We start from the raw sequence: 16,503 nt of genomic DNA on the forward strand, positions 1-16,503 counted from the left end.
CTTTCAGCGCGGACGAACCCGGGAACAGCGAGACGGTATGACCGTCCTCGCCAACCCCGAGAATAATGAGATCCAGACGTTCAGGCAGCCGCCGCGCATATTCATCGGCGGCGGCTTCACGATCAGGTCGCTCGGCCAACAGGCGGTGTACCTGATTAAGCGGAATCGGCACGGCATCGAGCAGTGATTCGCGCGCCATGCGGTAATTGCTTTGCGAGTCACCGGGTGGCACGGCGCGCTCGTCACCGAAAAAAATCTCGACCTTGTCCCACGGGAGACGCCGATTCAGCGCCAGTTGCCGATAGACCTCGCGCGGCGTGCTGCCACCGGCGAGCATCACGGTCGCCTGGCCGTGGCCAGCGATGGCCTGCTCGATCGACTTGGCGATGTGGCGTGCCGCGATTTCCGGCAGTGCTTCCGGGGCAACCACGATGCGATGGACATCGAGCGGCACTGAGTCTTGCTACAGTGATTTCCACGCGCGTTTGTCCGCGCGCAGCAGGCCGTCGGCCGCCAGTGGACCCCACGATCCAGCCGTGTAGTTGGGAAAGTCCGGCGCCACTTCCGATGTCCAATGGGCGATGACTGGCTCGACGATCTGCCAGGCGCGGTAAATCCAGTCGGCACGCGCGAACAGCGTCTGGTCGCCACCCATGGCGTCGTGCAGCAGCCACGAATAGGCATTCGGGAGCTGCTCGATGCCGAAGGCGCTGGCGTAGCGGAAATTCATGGTGACCGGCTCCAAACACAGCCCCGGACCCGGCTGCTTCGCGACAAAAGTCTGCATAATGCCCTCTTCCGGCTGCAGCCGGAACGCCAGGACATTTCCGCTTGAGCTGTCCTGCTCGATCGGGAACATGAGGTGCGGCGTGGGCTTGAAGTGGATGGCCACTTCCGTCACCTTGCGCGCCAGGCGCTTGCCGGTGCGCAGGTAAAACGGTACGCCGGCCCAGCGCCAATTGTCGATCATGACGCGCAGCGCCGCGTATGTGGCGGTGTTCGACTCGGGCACGACGTTCTTTTCCGCACGATAACCGGGCACCGCTTTTCCGTCCATGTGCCCCGGTCCGTACTGCCCGCGCACGGCATCTTTACGAACATCCAACGGGCGGATCGCCTGCATCACCTTCGCTGTTTCGTCGCGCAGCCCCGCGCCATCGTAACGCACCGGCGGCTCGATGGCCGTCATGCACAACAATTGCAACAGGTGGTTCTGCACCATGTCACGCACCACGCCGGTCTTCTCGTAAAAACCCGCGCGGGTGCCGATGCCGATGTCCTCGGCCACGGTGATCTGCACGTGGTCGATGTAATTGCGGTTCCAGATCGGCTCGAAGCTGGGATTGGCGAAGCGCACCACCAGCAGGTTCTGCACCGTTTCCTTGCCGAGAAAATGATCGATGCGATAAGTCTGATCTTCCTTGAACACTTCGAGAATTTTCCGGTCGAGGTCGCGCGCCGAGCGCTCGTCAGTGCCGAAGGGCTTCTCGATCACCAGCCGCCGCCAGCCGTGATCGCTGGTCGCCAGGCCGGCGGCGTCGAGGCGGTTGACGATGCCGCAGAAAAAATCGGGCGGCGTGGCGAGATGAAACAGCACGTTGTCGGGAATGCCGTGGCGTTTTTGCAGCGACTGCAGCTTGTCGCGGAGCAAGGCATAATCGCCTTCGGGCGGGGCATCGAAATTTCCCGTCACGTAGTGGAGATGGGGCGCGAACCGTTCCCAGTGTTGCGCATCGAACGTCCGTTCCTCGGAAACCGCGCGGCGCATCCGCTCGCGGAATGCCTGGTCATCCCAGTTGTCGCGCGAAAAGCCGACGATGGTGAACGGCTCGGGGAGTAGCGACTGACAGGCGAGATCGTACAGCGCCGGGATGAGTTCACGCCGCGACAGGTCGCCGGCGGCACCGAACACCACGATGCAGCAGGGATCGGTGGGCTTGCCGGAACTGAGCCCGACGCAACGCGGGGCGAACTCCATCTCATTCATCGGCTCACTCCTTCTTCACCGCATGGCCGCCGAACTGCTTGCGCAACGCCGCAACGATCTTGGCGCTGAAACGCTCATCCTGGCGCGAGGCAAACCGTTCGTACAGCGATTGCGTGATCACCGGAATCGGAATGGCGTTTTCCACGGCATAGGCAATGCTCCAGCGCCCCATGCCGGAATCATCGACATAGCCGGCGACGTGCTCCAGGGCATTGCCCTCTTCGTGCAACGCCTTGGTCAGCAGATCGAGCAGCCAGGAACGCACCACGGAGCCCTGCTGCCACAGCGCGGCGACGCGTCCCAGGTCGATACCATACTCCGAGCGCTGTAGACACTCGAACCCTTCGCCGAGCGACTGCAGCATCGCGTATTCGATGGCGTTGTGCACCATCTTGACGAAATGTCCCGCGCCGCTCGCGCCCACGAGCGCATAGCCGTCCTTCGGGGCCAGGGCGGCAAAGATCGGCTCCAGATAATCAAAAGCCGTTTGGGGGCCACCGATCATGAGGCAATAGCCGATTTCCCTCCCCCATACCCCGCCGCTGACACCGACGTCGAGAAAATTCACGCCACGTGCGGCGCAGCGCTCGGCCGCGCGCGCGGAATCGGTGTAGCGCGAGTTGCCGCCGTCCACGATGATATCGCCGGGCGCGAGCACGTCGAGCAAGGCATCGATCGATTCTTCCGTCGGCTTGCCGTGCGGGACCATGAGCCAGATCGCGCGCGGTGTCTTGAGCCGCTTCACCAACTCCGCCACGGACGGCGCGGAAACCACCGCAGCCTTCACGGTCGCGTCGATGTTTCGAGGGTTACGGTTATATCCCACCACGCCATGGCCGGCCTGGATGAGGCGTAACGCCATGTTCCCACCCATGCGGCCAAGGCCAATCATGCCGATCTGCATCGTTCCTCCTTGTTCATCATTGGCGGTCCCCGCATTCTGAGGGAATGGCCCATGGGCCGCCAGAGTTATGACGCCGAAGCAACGCCGAGGTTCAGGCGACCCCGTTTCGTTCGCCGGTCGGACAGCAAACATCTATCGACGCGTACATCGCCTCGATCTCGCGGGCGAAGCGTTTCTCGATTTCCCGGCGCTTGAGCTTGAGCGTGGGCGTAAGCAGGCCGTTTTCCACGGTCCAGGGCTCGGCCAGATGCGCGATGTGGCAGATACGCGTATAACCCGGAAAGTCGTGGAGCTGGGCGTTGGCACGGGCGCACAGCTGCGACGCATCTTCAATTTTGCTCACCGCGAGCAGCCCGAGCTTGGACCGGCCCTCGCCGAGCAGCAGCACCTGCTCGAAGGCGGCATCGCGCAGAATCGCCTGTTCGGCGTCGGCGGGCGGCACCTTCTCGCCATTGGACAGCACCAGAATGTCCTTGACGCGTCCCGTGATGGTCACGCATCCGCCGCACATCGTTGCCAGGTCGCCAGTGTGCAACCAGCCATCCTTGTCTATCATGCCGGCGGTGGCTTCGGGGTTGTTCCAGTAGCCGAGCATGACGTTCGGGCCGCGCGCCAGCAGCTCCCCGTTTTCGTCGCTACGCAGTTCGATGCCTTCGAGCGCTCGTCCCACGGAAACGGGATCGTTTTCATTCATGCGGTTGGCGGCCAGCACCGGCGCGGTTTCGGTGAGTCCGTAGCCCTGAATAATCGGCAAGCCGAGACCGATGAACACCCGCGCCAGATGCGGTGCAAACGCGGCCCCGCCGACAATGATCATACGCAGCCGCCCGCCGAGACGCCGCTGAAGTTTTTTCGCCACCAGCAAATTAAGCACCGGCCACAGCAGCCGGTCGTGAAGCATCGCTTCGCCGCGGAAGCGCCGCCAGCCGGTTTCGCAGGCGGCCTCGAACAGGCGCCGCTTGAGCGAGCCAGGAGCCATGGCCTCTTGCATTTTTGAATAGATACGCTCGAAGATGCGCGGCACGCTGATCAGAATCGTGGGTCGCTGTTCACGAATATCATCCGCTAACGAGCTGATCGAGCGCGCGTAGACTGTCAGCGCCCCGGCCCAGATCGCGGAATAGTAGCCGCAGGTGCGCTCGAACATGTGTGACAGCGGCAAAAACGACAGAAACCGGTCGGAGGTGTGCGCGGGAAGCGCGCGCATGGAGGCAAGCACGTTACTCAGTATATTGCGGTGCGAAAGCATCACCCCTTTGGGGCGTCCGGTGGTGCCAGAGGTGTAGACAATGGTGGCCAGGTCATTTTCGCCGGCAGTGGACTTCGCCGGCAGCGCCGTGCCCGCCGGGGGCAGCCATTCGCCAAGACCGATCAGTTTTTTATCAGCAATTCCTACCGTGTTGAGGCACACCACGCGCTCGATCGTCTTGACCTGACCGCGCAGGGCGGACCACATCTTGCCGTCCTCCAGCAGCAGCAACCGCGCGCCGGAATCGTTCAGGCACCAGGCCATGTTGTCCGGGCGGTCGTCGAAATACAGCGGCACCGTGACCAGCCCGAGGCTAAGCGCCGCCTGATCGAACAACACCCATTCGACACGGTTGTGCAGGCACAGCGCCACGCGTTCGCCACGCTTCAATCCTTCGCGCGCGAACGCCGCCTGCCAGCGTGCCGTGGCGCGACCGGCCTCGGCCCAGGTCATGTCCACCCAGGCGCCCCCGTCGTGCTGGCGGTAAGCGGGTGCCTCGGGTGTTTCACGTACCCGATGCCAAAAGAGATCGGCGAGGTTACCGAGATCCTGCCTCGTCATGGCTAGTTCGACGACCGCCGGCGGCGCATAAGCAATTCCGGTTGCGACCAGCCCGCGTCAGGCTTGAAGCGTGGTCCGTACTCCTGCGACAGGCGATGGAGACTGTGACTGATGCCGGTCACGCCAAGGCTGTCGATGTAGCTCATCGGCCCGCCGAGGAACGGGGCAAAGCCGGTGCCATACACCATGCCAGCATCCACGGCGTCGGCATCCCCCACCACCCCTTCGCGCAAGCAGGCCATGGCCTCGTTCAGCAGGCGCAGAATCAGGCGTTCGGTGATGGGAATGTCGGCGGCGGTCTTGTCCGGCGGCGGCGATTCGCGCCGACCGCGGGCGTTATAGCGATAGAACCCCTGCCCGGATTTGCGGCCAAGCTGGCCCTGGCGCACGAGTTCGCGCAGCTTGTCCGGCACCTCCATGTGCAGGGGTTCAGATAATTCCTCCGCCACGGAAAGACAGATATCGAGCCCGACGCTGTCGGCCAGTTCGATCGGACCCATGGGCATACCGAACTCGGTGGCCGCCTGATCGATCGTGACGAGACTCACGCCTTCCTCGACGAGTTTCACCGCTTCGATCAGATACGGCATGAGGATGCGATTGACGAGAAAGCCCGGGCTGCTCTTGACATCCAGCGGCAGGCGCTCGATGGCGCCGGTGAAGGCGCGCGCGCGGGCCAGCGACTCTTCAGAACTCTGTGCACCACGCACGATTTCGACCAGCTGCATCTGTGCCACCGGATTGAAGAAATGCAGTCCCACCAGACGCGACGGATCTTTCAGCGTCTCACTGATTTCTTCCAGCGGAATGCTCGAGGTGTTGGTGGCGAGCAGGGTCTGCGGGCGCACCTTCTGCTCGACCATGCGGAACAGCTCGCGCTTGGGCCCGACCTTCTCCACGATCGCCTCGATGACGAGATCGGCGCGCTTGAGTCCATGGCCCTCGAGGTCCGGCATGAACCGGTCCATGGCCTCCTGCACCGCGCGCGGCTCCTTGAGCTTGCGCTTGAAAAACCCATGTGCCTTCTTCGCGGCACGCGCCAGGATTTCGGGCTTCTGGTCCTGGAGGCTCACGCGAAAGCCCTTGTGCGCCGCCCACATGGCGATGTCCGCGCCCATGACGCCGGCGCCGATCACGTGGACGTGTTCGACGCCATGGACCTGTGCGCGGCCGACGCGCTTGAGTTCTTCGCCCAGTAGAAACACGTGCACCAGGTTGCGGCTGCTGCGCGACACCAGCATCTCGCCGAGCGATTGCGCCTCCTGTTCCTCGGTGGCGCGATCGCGCCACAGATCGAGAATACGCCACGGCGCGGGATAGTGATCGGGGTGCGCCTTGCGCCGCACGCGCGGCGTGAACAGGCGCACGACGAGCGTACGCAACGGTTTCCACCCGGGCAATCGCCGATACCAAGGCGCTTGCCGGCGCGGTGTTCCCGACTTCAGAAACGTTTCGGCCGCATGCAGCAAATGCCGCTCCGGCACGATTTCATCCACCAGGCCCAGACGCCGCGCCTCGCGCGCGGAAACCGTGCGGCCGGTGAGCATCATGTCGAGCGCCGCCAGGTCGCCCACCAACGGCGGCAGGCGCACGCTGCCGGCAAATCCGGGATGAATGCCCAGACGCACCTCGGGCAACCCCAGGCGCGTGGCGGTATCCTCGCGCGCCAAGCGATAAGTGCAGGCCAGCGCCAGTTCCAGGCCGCCGCCGAGACAAAAACCATGTATCACGGCCACGGAAGGAAACGGCAGGCCCGCGAGCCGCGCGCAGACCTGCTGGCCGAGCTGCGCGAGTTCGGTGGCGCGCACCGGGTCCGTGATCCTTTCGAATTCGCGCACATCGGCCCCGGCGATGAACCCGGAGGCCTTGCCGGAGCGGATGATCAATCCCTTGAGCGGTTTGTCCTCAAGCTCTCCCAGATGTTGATCCAATTCCTGCAACACTTCCTGCGACAACACGTTGGCCGATTGGCCGGCGACATCGAGCGTCAGCAGCGCGTGATCGGTGTGATAGTCGAGGTGCCAGTGTTTGCTCATGGCCGGTCCCCAGACGCACGCAGCAGCATCGCGCCGCCTTGGCCGCCACCGATACACAGTGTCGCCACGCCCTGCCCGCCACCCTTGCGTTTCAACGCATGCAGCAGATGCAGCACCAGACGCGCGCCGCTCGCGCCCACTGGATGACCATTCGAAATCGCGCCGCCTTCGGGGTTGAGGAGCGCCGGGTCCATGGCGCCGAGCGGCGCCTCCATCCCGAGTTCCGCGCGCGCGTATTGCGCGCTGTCCCACGCCGCCTGACAGGCCAGCACTTGCGCGGCAAAGGCCTCGTTGAGTTCCATCTGCTGCAGGTCGCGCATTTTCATTTGCCGGCGCGCCAGCAGTTGCGCCACGGCATGCACTGGCCCCAGGCCCATCTGGCTCGGGTCAACGCCGGCCCATTCATGATCCACCCATTCGCCAAGCACGGAAAGTCCATGGCGTTGCACCGCCGTTTCGCTCGCGAGCAGCAGCATGGCCGCGCCGTCTGTCACCTGCGAGCTGTTACCGGAGGTCACCGAACCGTACTTCCGGTCGAACACCGGTTTGAGCTGCGCCAGCCGCTCGAGATCGGTGTCGCGCCGCAGGCCGGTGTCTTCCACGTAAAAATGTTCGTTGGTGTCGTAAAGCGTCTCGACTTCAGCGCGCATGTCACCGGCATCGAAGGCCGCCGCCAGCCGGCGGTGGCTTTGCAGGGCATAGACATCCTGGGACTCGCGCGATAGGCCGAAACGGTGCGCCAGGATCTCGGCCGTCTGGCCCATGGATAGCTTCACCAGCGGGTCGGTAAGCCCGAGCAGCAGGGAATAAACCGGCTTCAGATATGCAGGGCGGAATCGCGCCAGCGTCCGCACGCGGTCGAGCGGTTGACGCGCGCGCAGCATCTTGCCGAGCCAGCCGACCATGGCCGTGTTCCACTGGACCGGCGCGCGGCTCATGGCCTCGGCCCCGCCGGCGAGCACGAGTTGGGCACGCCCGAGCATGATGCGCTCGGCGGCCGTGGCTACGGCCTGCAGGCCCGAGGCACAGTTGCGCTGCACGGTGTGCGCCGGCACGCGCTTGCCGCAACCCAGGCGCAGCGCGATCAAGCGCGCGATGTTGGCCTCGTCCGCGGCCGGAATGACGCAGCCCACGATGACCTCGTCAAGCAGCGAGGCCGGGAACGGCTGACGCGCGAGCACCGGCCGCGCGCAGGCCACCGCGAGATCGGAGGCCGAGAACAGTCCGGGCTCACTACGCGTTTTCAGAAACGGCGTGCGCGCGCCATCAACGATGTAGACCTTGCTTCCGTTCATGGTGTTTTTCTTCGCGTCCTTTTTTTGCGTACTGGTCCAGAGACAGGCCGCTGTGCACGACCGGCCGGGAAATCGTCCACGGCGATAACCTCGCGCCGGGCGGCGTAAGCTGCACGCACCAGTTTCACCTCCGCAGCGCTCAATATATTTTGCGCCATCGCCGCTTGCACCTGGGCCTCGTGATCACCGAGCAGCAGCGGTTGCTTTTCCACCACTTTGGCCAACTGGCGCTCGAGCGTTTCCGCCGCGATCACCTTGGGCAGCGCGTCTTCGAGCCGACCGATGGCATCGTCTGCCGACTTGGAGAAATACATCCCTTGCGTAAGACGCTCGCGCGCGGGCGAGGGCTCCATCAGCAGTTTGGCGCAACCCATGTCCATGGCATCGCTCGGCACGATATAACGCCGGCCGGAGGGAAACACCAGCCCGCCCATCAGCCAGGCGACAAAGCGGTTCGGGAAGTTTTTCAGGATCACGACCAGTGTTTTCTCCGCCTCGTGCAGACAGTAATCGCAGGCAAAGCGCAGCAGCGGGACGTCCTCCACCGGCCGGCCGTCGTCTTCATAACGCTTGATCACCGCCGAGGCGAGATACATGAAACTCAATACATCGGCGAAGCGGCCGGAAATTTTCTCCTTGCGCTTGAGCGCGCCGCCGAGCGTCAGCATGGCCATGTCGGAGATCAGGGCGAACGCATTGGACAGGCGCGTGAGCCGCTGCGTGTAACGCCGCGCGGGTCCATCCACCGGCACGCGCACCAGACGCGCATCCGTGGCGCCGAGCCAGAAAGCGCGCGCGGCGTTGCTGAGCGTATAGCGCAGGTGGCCGAACAGCGCTTCATCGAAAACCTTCACGCCCCGTGATTCGTCTTTATCGGCCACTGCTTGCATTTCTTTCAGCACGTAGGGGTGGCAGCGCACCGCGCCCTGGCCGTAGATGATGAGCGCGCGCGTCAACAGGTTCGCGCCCTCGACCGTGATCGAGATCGGCAGCGCCTGGTACACGCGTCCCATGAAATTACGCGGTCCGAGACAAATCCCGGCCCCGCCCTGGATATCCATGGCGTCGTTGACCACACGGCGCATGTGTTCGGTGAGTTGGTATTTGACGATGGCCGAAGCCACCGAGGGCTTTTCGCCCAGATCCACGGCGCGCGCGGTGAGCGTGCGCGCCGCGTCCATCATGTAGGTGTAACCGGCGATGCGGGCGAGCGCTTCTTCCACCGCCTCGAATTTGCCGATCGGCAATTTGAATTGCCGCCGGATGCGCGCATACGCCCCGGTGGCACGGCAGGCGAGCTTGCCCGCACCGACAGACAGCGCCGGCAGGGAAATCGAGCGGCCGGCGGCCAGCGACTCCATCAGCATGCGCCAGCCTTGGCCGACGCGCTCGCGCCCGCCGATGATCCACTCAAGCGGAATGAAAACATTCTCACCCCAGTTGGGGCCGTTCTGGAACGCGATGTCGAGCGGGTTGTGACGTGTGCCGATTTTCACGCCGGGCGTGTCCGTGGGAATGAGCGCCAGCGTAATTCCGAGCTCTTCCTCGTTACCGAGCAAATGTTCCGGGTCGAACAGCCGGAAGGCGAGCCCGAGCACCGTGGCCACCGGCCCAAGCGTGATATAACGCTTCTCCCAGTTGAGGCGGATGCCGAGCACATTTTTTTTGCCCTTAAAATCGCCGCGGCATACCACGCCGCGATCGGGCATGGCGCTGGCGTCACTGCCGGCCTCGGGACTCGTCAGCGCGAAACACGGGACTTCCGTGCCGCGCGCCAGACGCGGGAGATAGCGGTTCTTCTGGTCTTCCGTGCCGTAGTGCAGCAACAGTTCCGCCGGGCCTAGCGAGTTCGGCACCATCACGGTGACCGCGGCGGTGATTGAACGGCTGGCGACCTTCATGACCACCGCGGAATGCGCCTGCGCGGAAAATTCGAGCCCGCCGTGCGACTTCGGGATGATCATGCCGAAGAAGCCCTGCTCCTTGAGGTAGCGCCACACCTCCGGCGGCAGGTCGCCGCGCTCGTGCGTGATTTGCCAGTCGTCGAGCATCGCGCACAGCTCCTCGACCGGTCCGTCGAGAAACGCCTGCTCCTCGTCGGACAGTCCCGGCAACGGCAGACTGAACAGGTCTTCCCAATTCGGATTACCGCCGAACAGCTCCGCCTCCCACCAGACGGTTCCGGCCTCGAGCGCTTCACGTTCGGTATCGGACATCACCGGCATGACTTCGCGCAACAACCGCAGCAACGGTGCGCTGATCAGGGCGCGGCGCAACGGCGCCGCCATCAGGGGGAAAATGATGAAGAAAAAAACTCCCCAAACAACGAGTGACGCGGAAGTGGTGGGATGGGAGAGCATGTCCCACAGGGCGATGCCCGCGGCCAGCGCCGTGGCCCAGACGACCCCCGGGACGCGCGCGGCGGCCAGTCCCCAGGCCGTCACGATGGCAAGCAAAATCCAAATGGCGGCGCTCATGTGTCCTTGCCTTGGCGGTTTCTATCCTTAGTGATGGCATGCAGCAACTGCCCTACCATTGTAGTCCACGACACCAGGAACAGCCCGCTGGGAAGCGGGTTTTTCGGGGTAAATAGCGCCCCGTGCCCGAGGCGCATGTGGCAGCGCTCTCCCGATGCGAAGCTCTTTCGGAGAGCACTGCAAGACCGCTGCAGGGAAAACGGCCAACCAAAGCCACTACCGTTGCTCCCTTCGAAAGCATTTCGCTACGGAAGGCAGCGGTCCTTCTGCAATGGACGCAGTAGCCGCAGAAAATGTAGCCCTGCTTCGCTCGTCTTGTCATTTATAAGCCAAGTTTCCTTGAGCGCTACTGCCGCCGTATCCGAAGGGGCTGCCAGCTCCCGAGACGAAGGCTTTCGGAGATGGCAGCCGGCGACTCAAGGAGTGAGGCTCTGGAAGGGCAGCCCTGCTTCCTCCGTCCGAAGGAGCTTCGCCACGGGACGGAGTCGCGCCGTCACCGTCCGAGGTGCATGCTCTTTCGGCGGTGGCGGCCGGTGCGACTCAATGAACATAGTCACATGTGACGGCCCGGCGTACTCCCTTCGAAGGGCCGTCACCTCCCGAGGCGATAGCTCTTTCGGAGGTGGTGGCCAAGCGGCTCATCGTTGGCGTCTCTTTATGTGACGGCCTTGCGTCTCCGTCCGAAGGAGCTGCGCCACGGGAGCCGGCGGCTAGTTCAGATTTCGATCATCTCGAAATCGGACTTGGCCGCGCCGCAGTCGGGGCATTTCCAGTTCTCCGGCACGTCCGCCCAGCGTGTCCCGGGGGGTATGCCGTCTTCCGGGCGGCCCTTCTCTTCTTCGTAGACATAGCCGCAGATGACGCACATGTACGCCTTCATATATTGATGACACGACGAACGAAGCGAAACACAGTAGGACTCCTAATTTTATGACAAGACGAACGAGCCAAGCGAGTAGGGCTTCCTTTATTGCCTTCGATATTAATTATGATGGACTCAATGATCGCATTTTCACCTTCGTGGTGAAACCACCGGCGCGGGGGTAAAATGCCGACGATGCCAGACCGTATTGCCGTGGTGCTGTGCAACCTGGGTGGGCCGGATTCCTTGGAGTCGGTGCGCCCGTTTCTGTTTAACCTCTTTTCCGATCCGGATATTTTCCGTCTCCCGCTCGGCTTTCTTACCCAGCAACCGTTCGCCGCGTTGATCGCGTGGCGCCGCGCCCCGGAGGCCGCCCATGGTTACGCCGCCATCGGTGGCAAATCGCCGATCCTCGAGTACACGCGCGCGCAGGCCGAGGCGCTGGCCCGGGCGCTCGCGGGCGCCGGCAAGTTCGACGTGCACGTGTGCATGCGCTACTGGCATCCACTCACCGCTGAAGTGGTCGCAATGCTCAAGAAAAAAAATTACGCGCGCGTGATCCTGCTGCCGCTGTATCCGCAGTACTCCATTACCACCACTGGCAGCTCCTATAACGAGTTCCAGCGCGAGTGCGGGCGCCAGCACTATCATCCGTCGGTCACGCTGGTACGCCAGTGGTACGACCAGCCCGATTACCAGCGTGCCATCGTCGAGACCGTGCGCGCCGAGGCCGCCAAATTCCCCGAGCCCGATCCGGCGCGTATCGAACTGTTGTTCTCTGCGCACGGGCTGCCGCAGAAAATCGTGAACGCGGGCGATCCCTATGAACGCCAGATCCGCGCCACCTTCGACGCATTGTGCGCCGAACTCAACTGGCCGCACACGACGCTGTGTTACCAGAGCCGCGTCGGACCGCTCGAGTGGCTGCGGCCGTACACCGACGACGTGATCCGCGAAAAAGCCGCGGCGGGTGTGAAACAGATGCTGGTATATCCGATCGCGTTCGTGTCGGATCACGTCGAAACACTTTATGAGCTTGGCATCACCTACGCCAAACTCGCAAACACGCAGGGTATCGCGCATTACCGGGTGGTTCCGGCGCTCAACAGCTATCCGCGCTTTATTGAGGCGCTGAAATCGCTCGTGCTCAACGCCGTGACTCATCCGTGAGCAACTCCCCGCCCCCCGTGGTCCTCGTCTTCGCCGGCACCGACCCCACGGGCGGCGCCGGCCTGACCGCCGATGTGCTCGCGCTCGCGAGCCTCGGCTGCCATGGCGCCGGGGTCGTCACCGCCGTGACCGCCCAGGACACCACCGGCATCAAGCTATTCAGCTGCGTGGAAACCGAACTCGTGATCGCGCAGGCGCGCGCGGTGCTGGAGGACATGCCGGTGGCAGCCTTCAAGATCGGCATGCTCGGCAGCAGCGCGGTGGCCGCCGCGGTCGCCAGCATCGTCGAGGATTATCCCGACATCCCGCTGATCGTGGACCCGGTGCAGAGCTCGGGCCGCGGCGACGCCCTGGCCGACGACATGCTCGACGGCGCGCTGCGCAGTCTGATCATCCCGCAGGCCACGCTGATCACGCCCAACAGCCTGGAGGCGCGCGCGCTCGCGCCCGGCGCCGACACACTCGACGCCTGCGCGCAGGAACTGATGTCGCTCGGGAGCGAATACGTGCTCATCACCGGCACGCATGAAAACACTCCGCAGGTTCTCCACCGGCTGTACGGCAACATGCGCCTGCTCGAGACCTTCGTCTTCGAACGCCTGCCCGGCAGCTTCCATGGCTCGGGCTGCACGCTGGCCTCGGCCTGCGCCGCCTCGCTCGCGCACGGGCTCGACCCGGTCAACGCCGTGGGCGAGTCGCTGCAGTACACCTGGGAAACCCTGAAGCACGCTTTCCGCACCGGCATGGGCCAGCCGCTGCCGAACCGGCTGTACTGGGCATGGGAAATGGATGAACCTGAAGACACCGACAGTCGTTAGACCGCAGCTCGCGGGCCTGTACGCTATCGCCGATACACTGTACCTCGACGATGCGCACCTTATGCCGGCCGTGGGCGAGGCCACCGCGGGCGGCGCGCGCATCGTTCAGTACCGGGACAAAAAACATGTCGCAGCGGATCGTGCGCGGCAGGTCACCGAACTCGCCTCCCTATGCCGACAACACGGGGCACTGTTCATCATCAATGACGATGTAGAACTGGCGAAACAGGTGCAGGCTGCTGGAGTGCATTTGGGACGGGATGACGTTTCGCTCGCGCAGGCACGCGCGCAATTAGGGTCGCAGGCGATTATCGGAGTGTCCTGCTACAACGAACTGGCGCGCGCCGTGCGGGCGCAAGCCGAGGGCGCGGACTATGTCGCCTTTGGCAGTTTCTTTCCATCGCGAACCAAACCGCAGGCGGTGCGCGCCGGCCTCGAACTGCTGTGCGAGGCGAAACAGAAACTACACATTCCCGTGGTTGCCATCGGCGGCATCACACCGGAAAATGGCGCTCACCTTCTGGCCGCCGGGGCGGATGCACTGGCCGTGATCGAAGGCGTGTTCGGTCAGGTCGACATCCGCGCCGCCGCTCAACGCTATGCGAGATTGTTTACAAAACCAAATGACACAGGATTCAAACAAGATTAAACCGATCCAATGTGAATCCTGAAAAAAATCCTGTTAATCCTGTCTATTCATTTTTGGCAACAGTCATGACTATCTCATCCGACCTCTTCAAGCGCGCGCAGCAACACATCCCCGGCGGGGTCAATTCTCCGGTGCGCGCGTTCAAGGGCGTGGGTGGCGATCCAGTGTTTTTTGCGCGCGGGCTCGGCGCGTATCTTTGGGACGAGGACGGCAACCGGTACATCGACTACGTCGGCTCGTGGGGGCCGATGATCCTCGGTCACGCCCATCCCAAGGTGCTCGCGGCGGTGAAGGACACCATGGAACGCGGACTTGGCTTCGGCGCGCCGACGCGCATTGAAGTGGAGATGGCGGAACTGATCTGCCGCCTCGTGCCCTCGATCGAAAAAGTGCGCATGGTCAGCTCCGGAACCGAGGCAACCATGAGCGCGATCCGGCTGGCGCGCGGCTTCACCGGACGCGACAAGATTCTCAAGTTCGAGGGCTGTTACCACGGCCACGCCGATTCGCTGCTGGTGAAGGCCGGCTCGGGGGCACTCACGCTTGGCGTGCCAACCTCACCCGGCGTGCCCGCGAGTCTCGCGGAACATACGCTCACGCTCGAATACAACAACCTCGAACAGGTGCGCGATGTCTTCGACAAGTTCGGCAAGGACATCGCCTGCGTGATCGTCGAACCGGTGGCGGGCAACATGAACTGCGTGCCGCCGGTAAAGGGCTTCCTCGAAGGTCTGCGCGAGCTGTGCACGAAGCACGGTGCGGTACTCATCTTCGACGAAGTCATGACTGGTTTCCGCGTCGCCCTGGGCGGTGCCCAGGCACACTACGGCATCAAACCCGACCTGACCACGCTCGGGAAAGTCATCGGCGGCGGGCTGCCGGTCGGAGCATTCGGCGGGCGCGCTGACATCATGGGCCGCATCGCCCCGGAAGGGCCGGTGTATCAGGCCGGAACACTCTCCGGCAATCCGGTGTCACTCGCGGCGGGACTAGCGACCCTCAGGGAAATCTCTCGTCCCGGCTTTTTCGAGGAACTCACAGCGAAAACATCAAGGCTCGCGCAGGGGCTGGCGGAACGTGCCCAGCGCGCGGGCGTGCCCCTGGCCACCCAGTCCGTCGGTGGCATGTTCGGCATTTTCTTCACCCGGGAACCGGCCGTGACGCGCTTCGCACAGGTCATGGCCTGCGACATCGAGCGCTTCAAAAAATTCTTTCACGGGATACTGCGGGAAGGGGTTTATCTGGCGCCATCCGCGTTTGAGGCCGGCTTCGTTTCGGCGGCGCATACCGACGCCGATATCGCGGCGACACTGGACAAGGCGGAAAAGGTTTTCAAGACGCTATAAAAAGAAAACGGGCCGGTGGTCCGGCCCGCATGTGCACCCCGCACATCAATTCTTGCGTCAGCTCACCAGGATATTCTCGGAAGCGAATCTGACCGTGGCCACCTGCGGACGGATCGCCTCGTCGCTGAGGGCGATGTCCACTCCGAGGATGGCAACCAGATTGTCATGGTCGCGCACGCCTGGCAGTTCCTCGCGCAGGTACCCGTAATGGGTTTCGTTCATGTACACGACGTTCGGCCGCGCGCCGTGCATGACTTTATAGTCGTTCACCAGATTCACGATGTGGCTTAACATGGTTCGCTCCTTTCGCCCTTTTTGGGCTGCCCGGAATCCGTTGTTGCTGTTGCGCGATTCCGTGTTTCTCACTACCTGTAGGAGCAATACTCATGCCACACCCGGCACATAGTTAACCGGTTGTAATGAATAGGGATTTTATGCCGTTGCCATGGACGGTTTACGGCAGTTGGGGTAAGCGCAGTGGGGCGAAGGCCGGCACCTGCCGCCGCACGGCAGAAAAACTCCCGCCGCACGGGTAATTCAGACTTGGGAGGGAAGCTGTCTCGGTGACGTCAGTGCAGACCTGCCATGTATTCCGCGACTGCCTTGATTTCCTGCTCCGACATACGGAAGGCGGTGCGGGTCATGGTCTCGCCGTCATTGGCACGGGTGCCAGCTTTGAAAGCCAGCAGCTGTTTCTGGATATAAGCAGTATTCTGGCCTGACACTTTGGGGAAACGCGGCGGGATACCATGCCCCGAAGGACCGTGACAGCTCATGCAGGCGGATACGCCCATCTTGGCGTTGCCCCCACGGAAAATCTTTTGGCCCTGTTTGGCGAGCTGCGCATCACGGGCCGCGCCGGGCTTGCTCTTGAGGCTCGCGAAATAGGCGCCGAGATTTTTCATGTCGGTCGCGCTGAGCGGAGCCGCCATGCCGGACATGATGGGATCCTTGCGTACGCCGGATTTGAAATCGGCCAGCTGCTTGGCGATATAATCCGGATCCTGACTGGCCAGCTTGGGCCACAGGGGATCGGCCCCGCCGTTGCCATCCGCGCCGTGACAGCCTGCGCATATTCCAGCCTTGGCCTGACCGGCCGCGACATTGCCGCCTACGGCGTGGACCGGCGCAACAAGAACAAGCCACAGA

General features: G+C 63.3%; 14 protein-coding genes. 4 read left to right on the forward strand and 10 right to left on the reverse strand.

Annotated features, from left to right (window positions below; all coding sequences use genetic code 11):
- From pgl to ACC569_RS10710, 8 genes are all read right to left on the reverse strand, one after another.
- On the reverse strand, positions 1 to 454 hold a 454-nt coding region (gene pgl, locus ACC569_RS10675), incomplete at its 3' end, for a 6-phosphogluconolactonase (protein WP_372523512.1).
- 9 nt (positions 455 to 463) lie between these two features.
- Complete coding sequence (gene zwf, locus ACC569_RS10680) at positions 464 to 1,987, reverse strand: glucose-6-phosphate dehydrogenase (protein WP_372523513.1); 1,524 nt, start codon at positions 1,985 to 1,987, stop codon at positions 464 to 466.
- Positions 1,988 to 1,991: 4 nt separating this feature from the next.
- Entirely contained in the window at positions 1,992 to 2,891 is a 900-nt protein-coding gene (gnd, locus tag ACC569_RS10685; protein WP_372523514.1) for a phosphogluconate dehydrogenase (NAD(+)-dependent, decarboxylating), read from the reverse strand.
- A gap of 91 nt (positions 2,892 to 2,982) precedes the next feature.
- Complete coding sequence (locus ACC569_RS10690) at positions 2,983 to 4,701, reverse strand: long-chain fatty acid--CoA ligase (RefSeq protein ID WP_372523515.1); 1,719 nt, start codon at positions 4,699 to 4,701, stop codon at positions 2,983 to 2,985.
- Between the two features lie 2 nt (positions 4,702 to 4,703).
- Positions 4,704 to 6,737, reverse strand: coding sequence for a 3-hydroxyacyl-CoA dehydrogenase NAD-binding domain-containing protein (locus ACC569_RS10695; RefSeq protein WP_372523516.1), 2,034 nt, complete (start codon positions 6,735 to 6,737; stop codon positions 4,704 to 4,706).
- On the reverse strand, positions 6,734 to 8,032 hold the full coding sequence (locus tag ACC569_RS10700) for an acetyl-CoA C-acetyltransferase (protein WP_372523517.1): 1,299 nt from the start codon (positions 8,030 to 8,032) through the stop codon (positions 6,734 to 6,736). The genes ACC569_RS10695 and ACC569_RS10700 overlap by 4 nt, the downstream gene beginning before the upstream one ends.
- Complete coding sequence (locus ACC569_RS10705) at positions 8,029 to 10,509, reverse strand: acyl-CoA dehydrogenase (RefSeq protein ID WP_372523518.1); 2,481 nt, start codon at positions 10,507 to 10,509, stop codon at positions 8,029 to 8,031. The genes ACC569_RS10700 and ACC569_RS10705 overlap by 4 nt, the downstream gene beginning before the upstream one ends.
- 715 nt (positions 10,510 to 11,224) lie before the next feature.
- A complete protein-coding gene (locus ACC569_RS10710) occupies positions 11,225 to 11,389 on the reverse strand; it encodes a rubredoxin (RefSeq protein ID WP_372523519.1) in 165 nt (54 codons plus the stop codon).
- Between the two features lie 168 nt (positions 11,390 to 11,557).
- Between ACC569_RS10710 and hemH the strand changes: the two genes are divergently transcribed.
- The 4 genes from hemH (at position 11,558) to hemL (ending at position 15,354) form a co-directional block, all read left to right on the forward strand.
- Positions 11,558 to 12,541, forward strand: a complete 984-nt coding sequence (hemH, locus tag ACC569_RS10715; protein ID WP_372523520.1) for a ferrochelatase — start codon at positions 11,558 to 11,560, stop codon at positions 12,539 to 12,541.
- A complete protein-coding gene (locus ACC569_RS10720) occupies positions 12,538 to 13,359 on the forward strand; it encodes a hydroxymethylpyrimidine/phosphomethylpyrimidine kinase (RefSeq protein ID WP_372523521.1) in 822 nt (273 codons plus the stop codon). Before hemH ends, ACC569_RS10720 begins: the two co-directional genes overlap by 4 nt.
- Positions 13,331 to 14,008 (forward strand): thiamine phosphate synthase, encoded by a 678-nt coding sequence (thiE, locus tag ACC569_RS10725; protein WP_372523522.1) that lies wholly within the window; start codon positions 13,331 to 13,333, stop codon positions 14,006 to 14,008. The genes ACC569_RS10720 and thiE overlap by 29 nt, the downstream gene beginning before the upstream one ends.
- Before the next feature lie 65 nt (positions 14,009 to 14,073).
- On the forward strand, positions 14,074 to 15,354 hold the full coding sequence (hemL, locus tag ACC569_RS10730) for a glutamate-1-semialdehyde 2,1-aminomutase (protein ID WP_372523523.1): 1,281 nt from the start codon (positions 14,074 to 14,076) through the stop codon (positions 15,352 to 15,354).
- A gap of 57 nt (positions 15,355 to 15,411) precedes the next feature.
- Here hemL and ACC569_RS10735 read toward each other — a convergent pair whose 3' ends face one another.
- On the reverse strand, positions 15,412 to 15,648 hold the full coding sequence (locus tag ACC569_RS10735; RefSeq protein ID WP_372523524.1) for a hypothetical protein: 237 nt from the start codon (positions 15,646 to 15,648) through the stop codon (positions 15,412 to 15,414).
- A 275-nt stretch (positions 15,649 to 15,923) separates the two neighbouring features.
- Positions 15,924 to 16,503 (reverse strand): cytochrome c (locus ACC569_RS10740; RefSeq protein WP_372523525.1); only part of this gene is annotated, 580 nt, incomplete at its 5' end.

It is taken from the genome of Sulfuricaulis sp., assembly GCF_041499725.1.
Taxonomy (GTDB): Bacteria; Pseudomonadota; Gammaproteobacteria; order Acidiferrobacterales; family Sulfurifustaceae; genus Sulfuricaulis.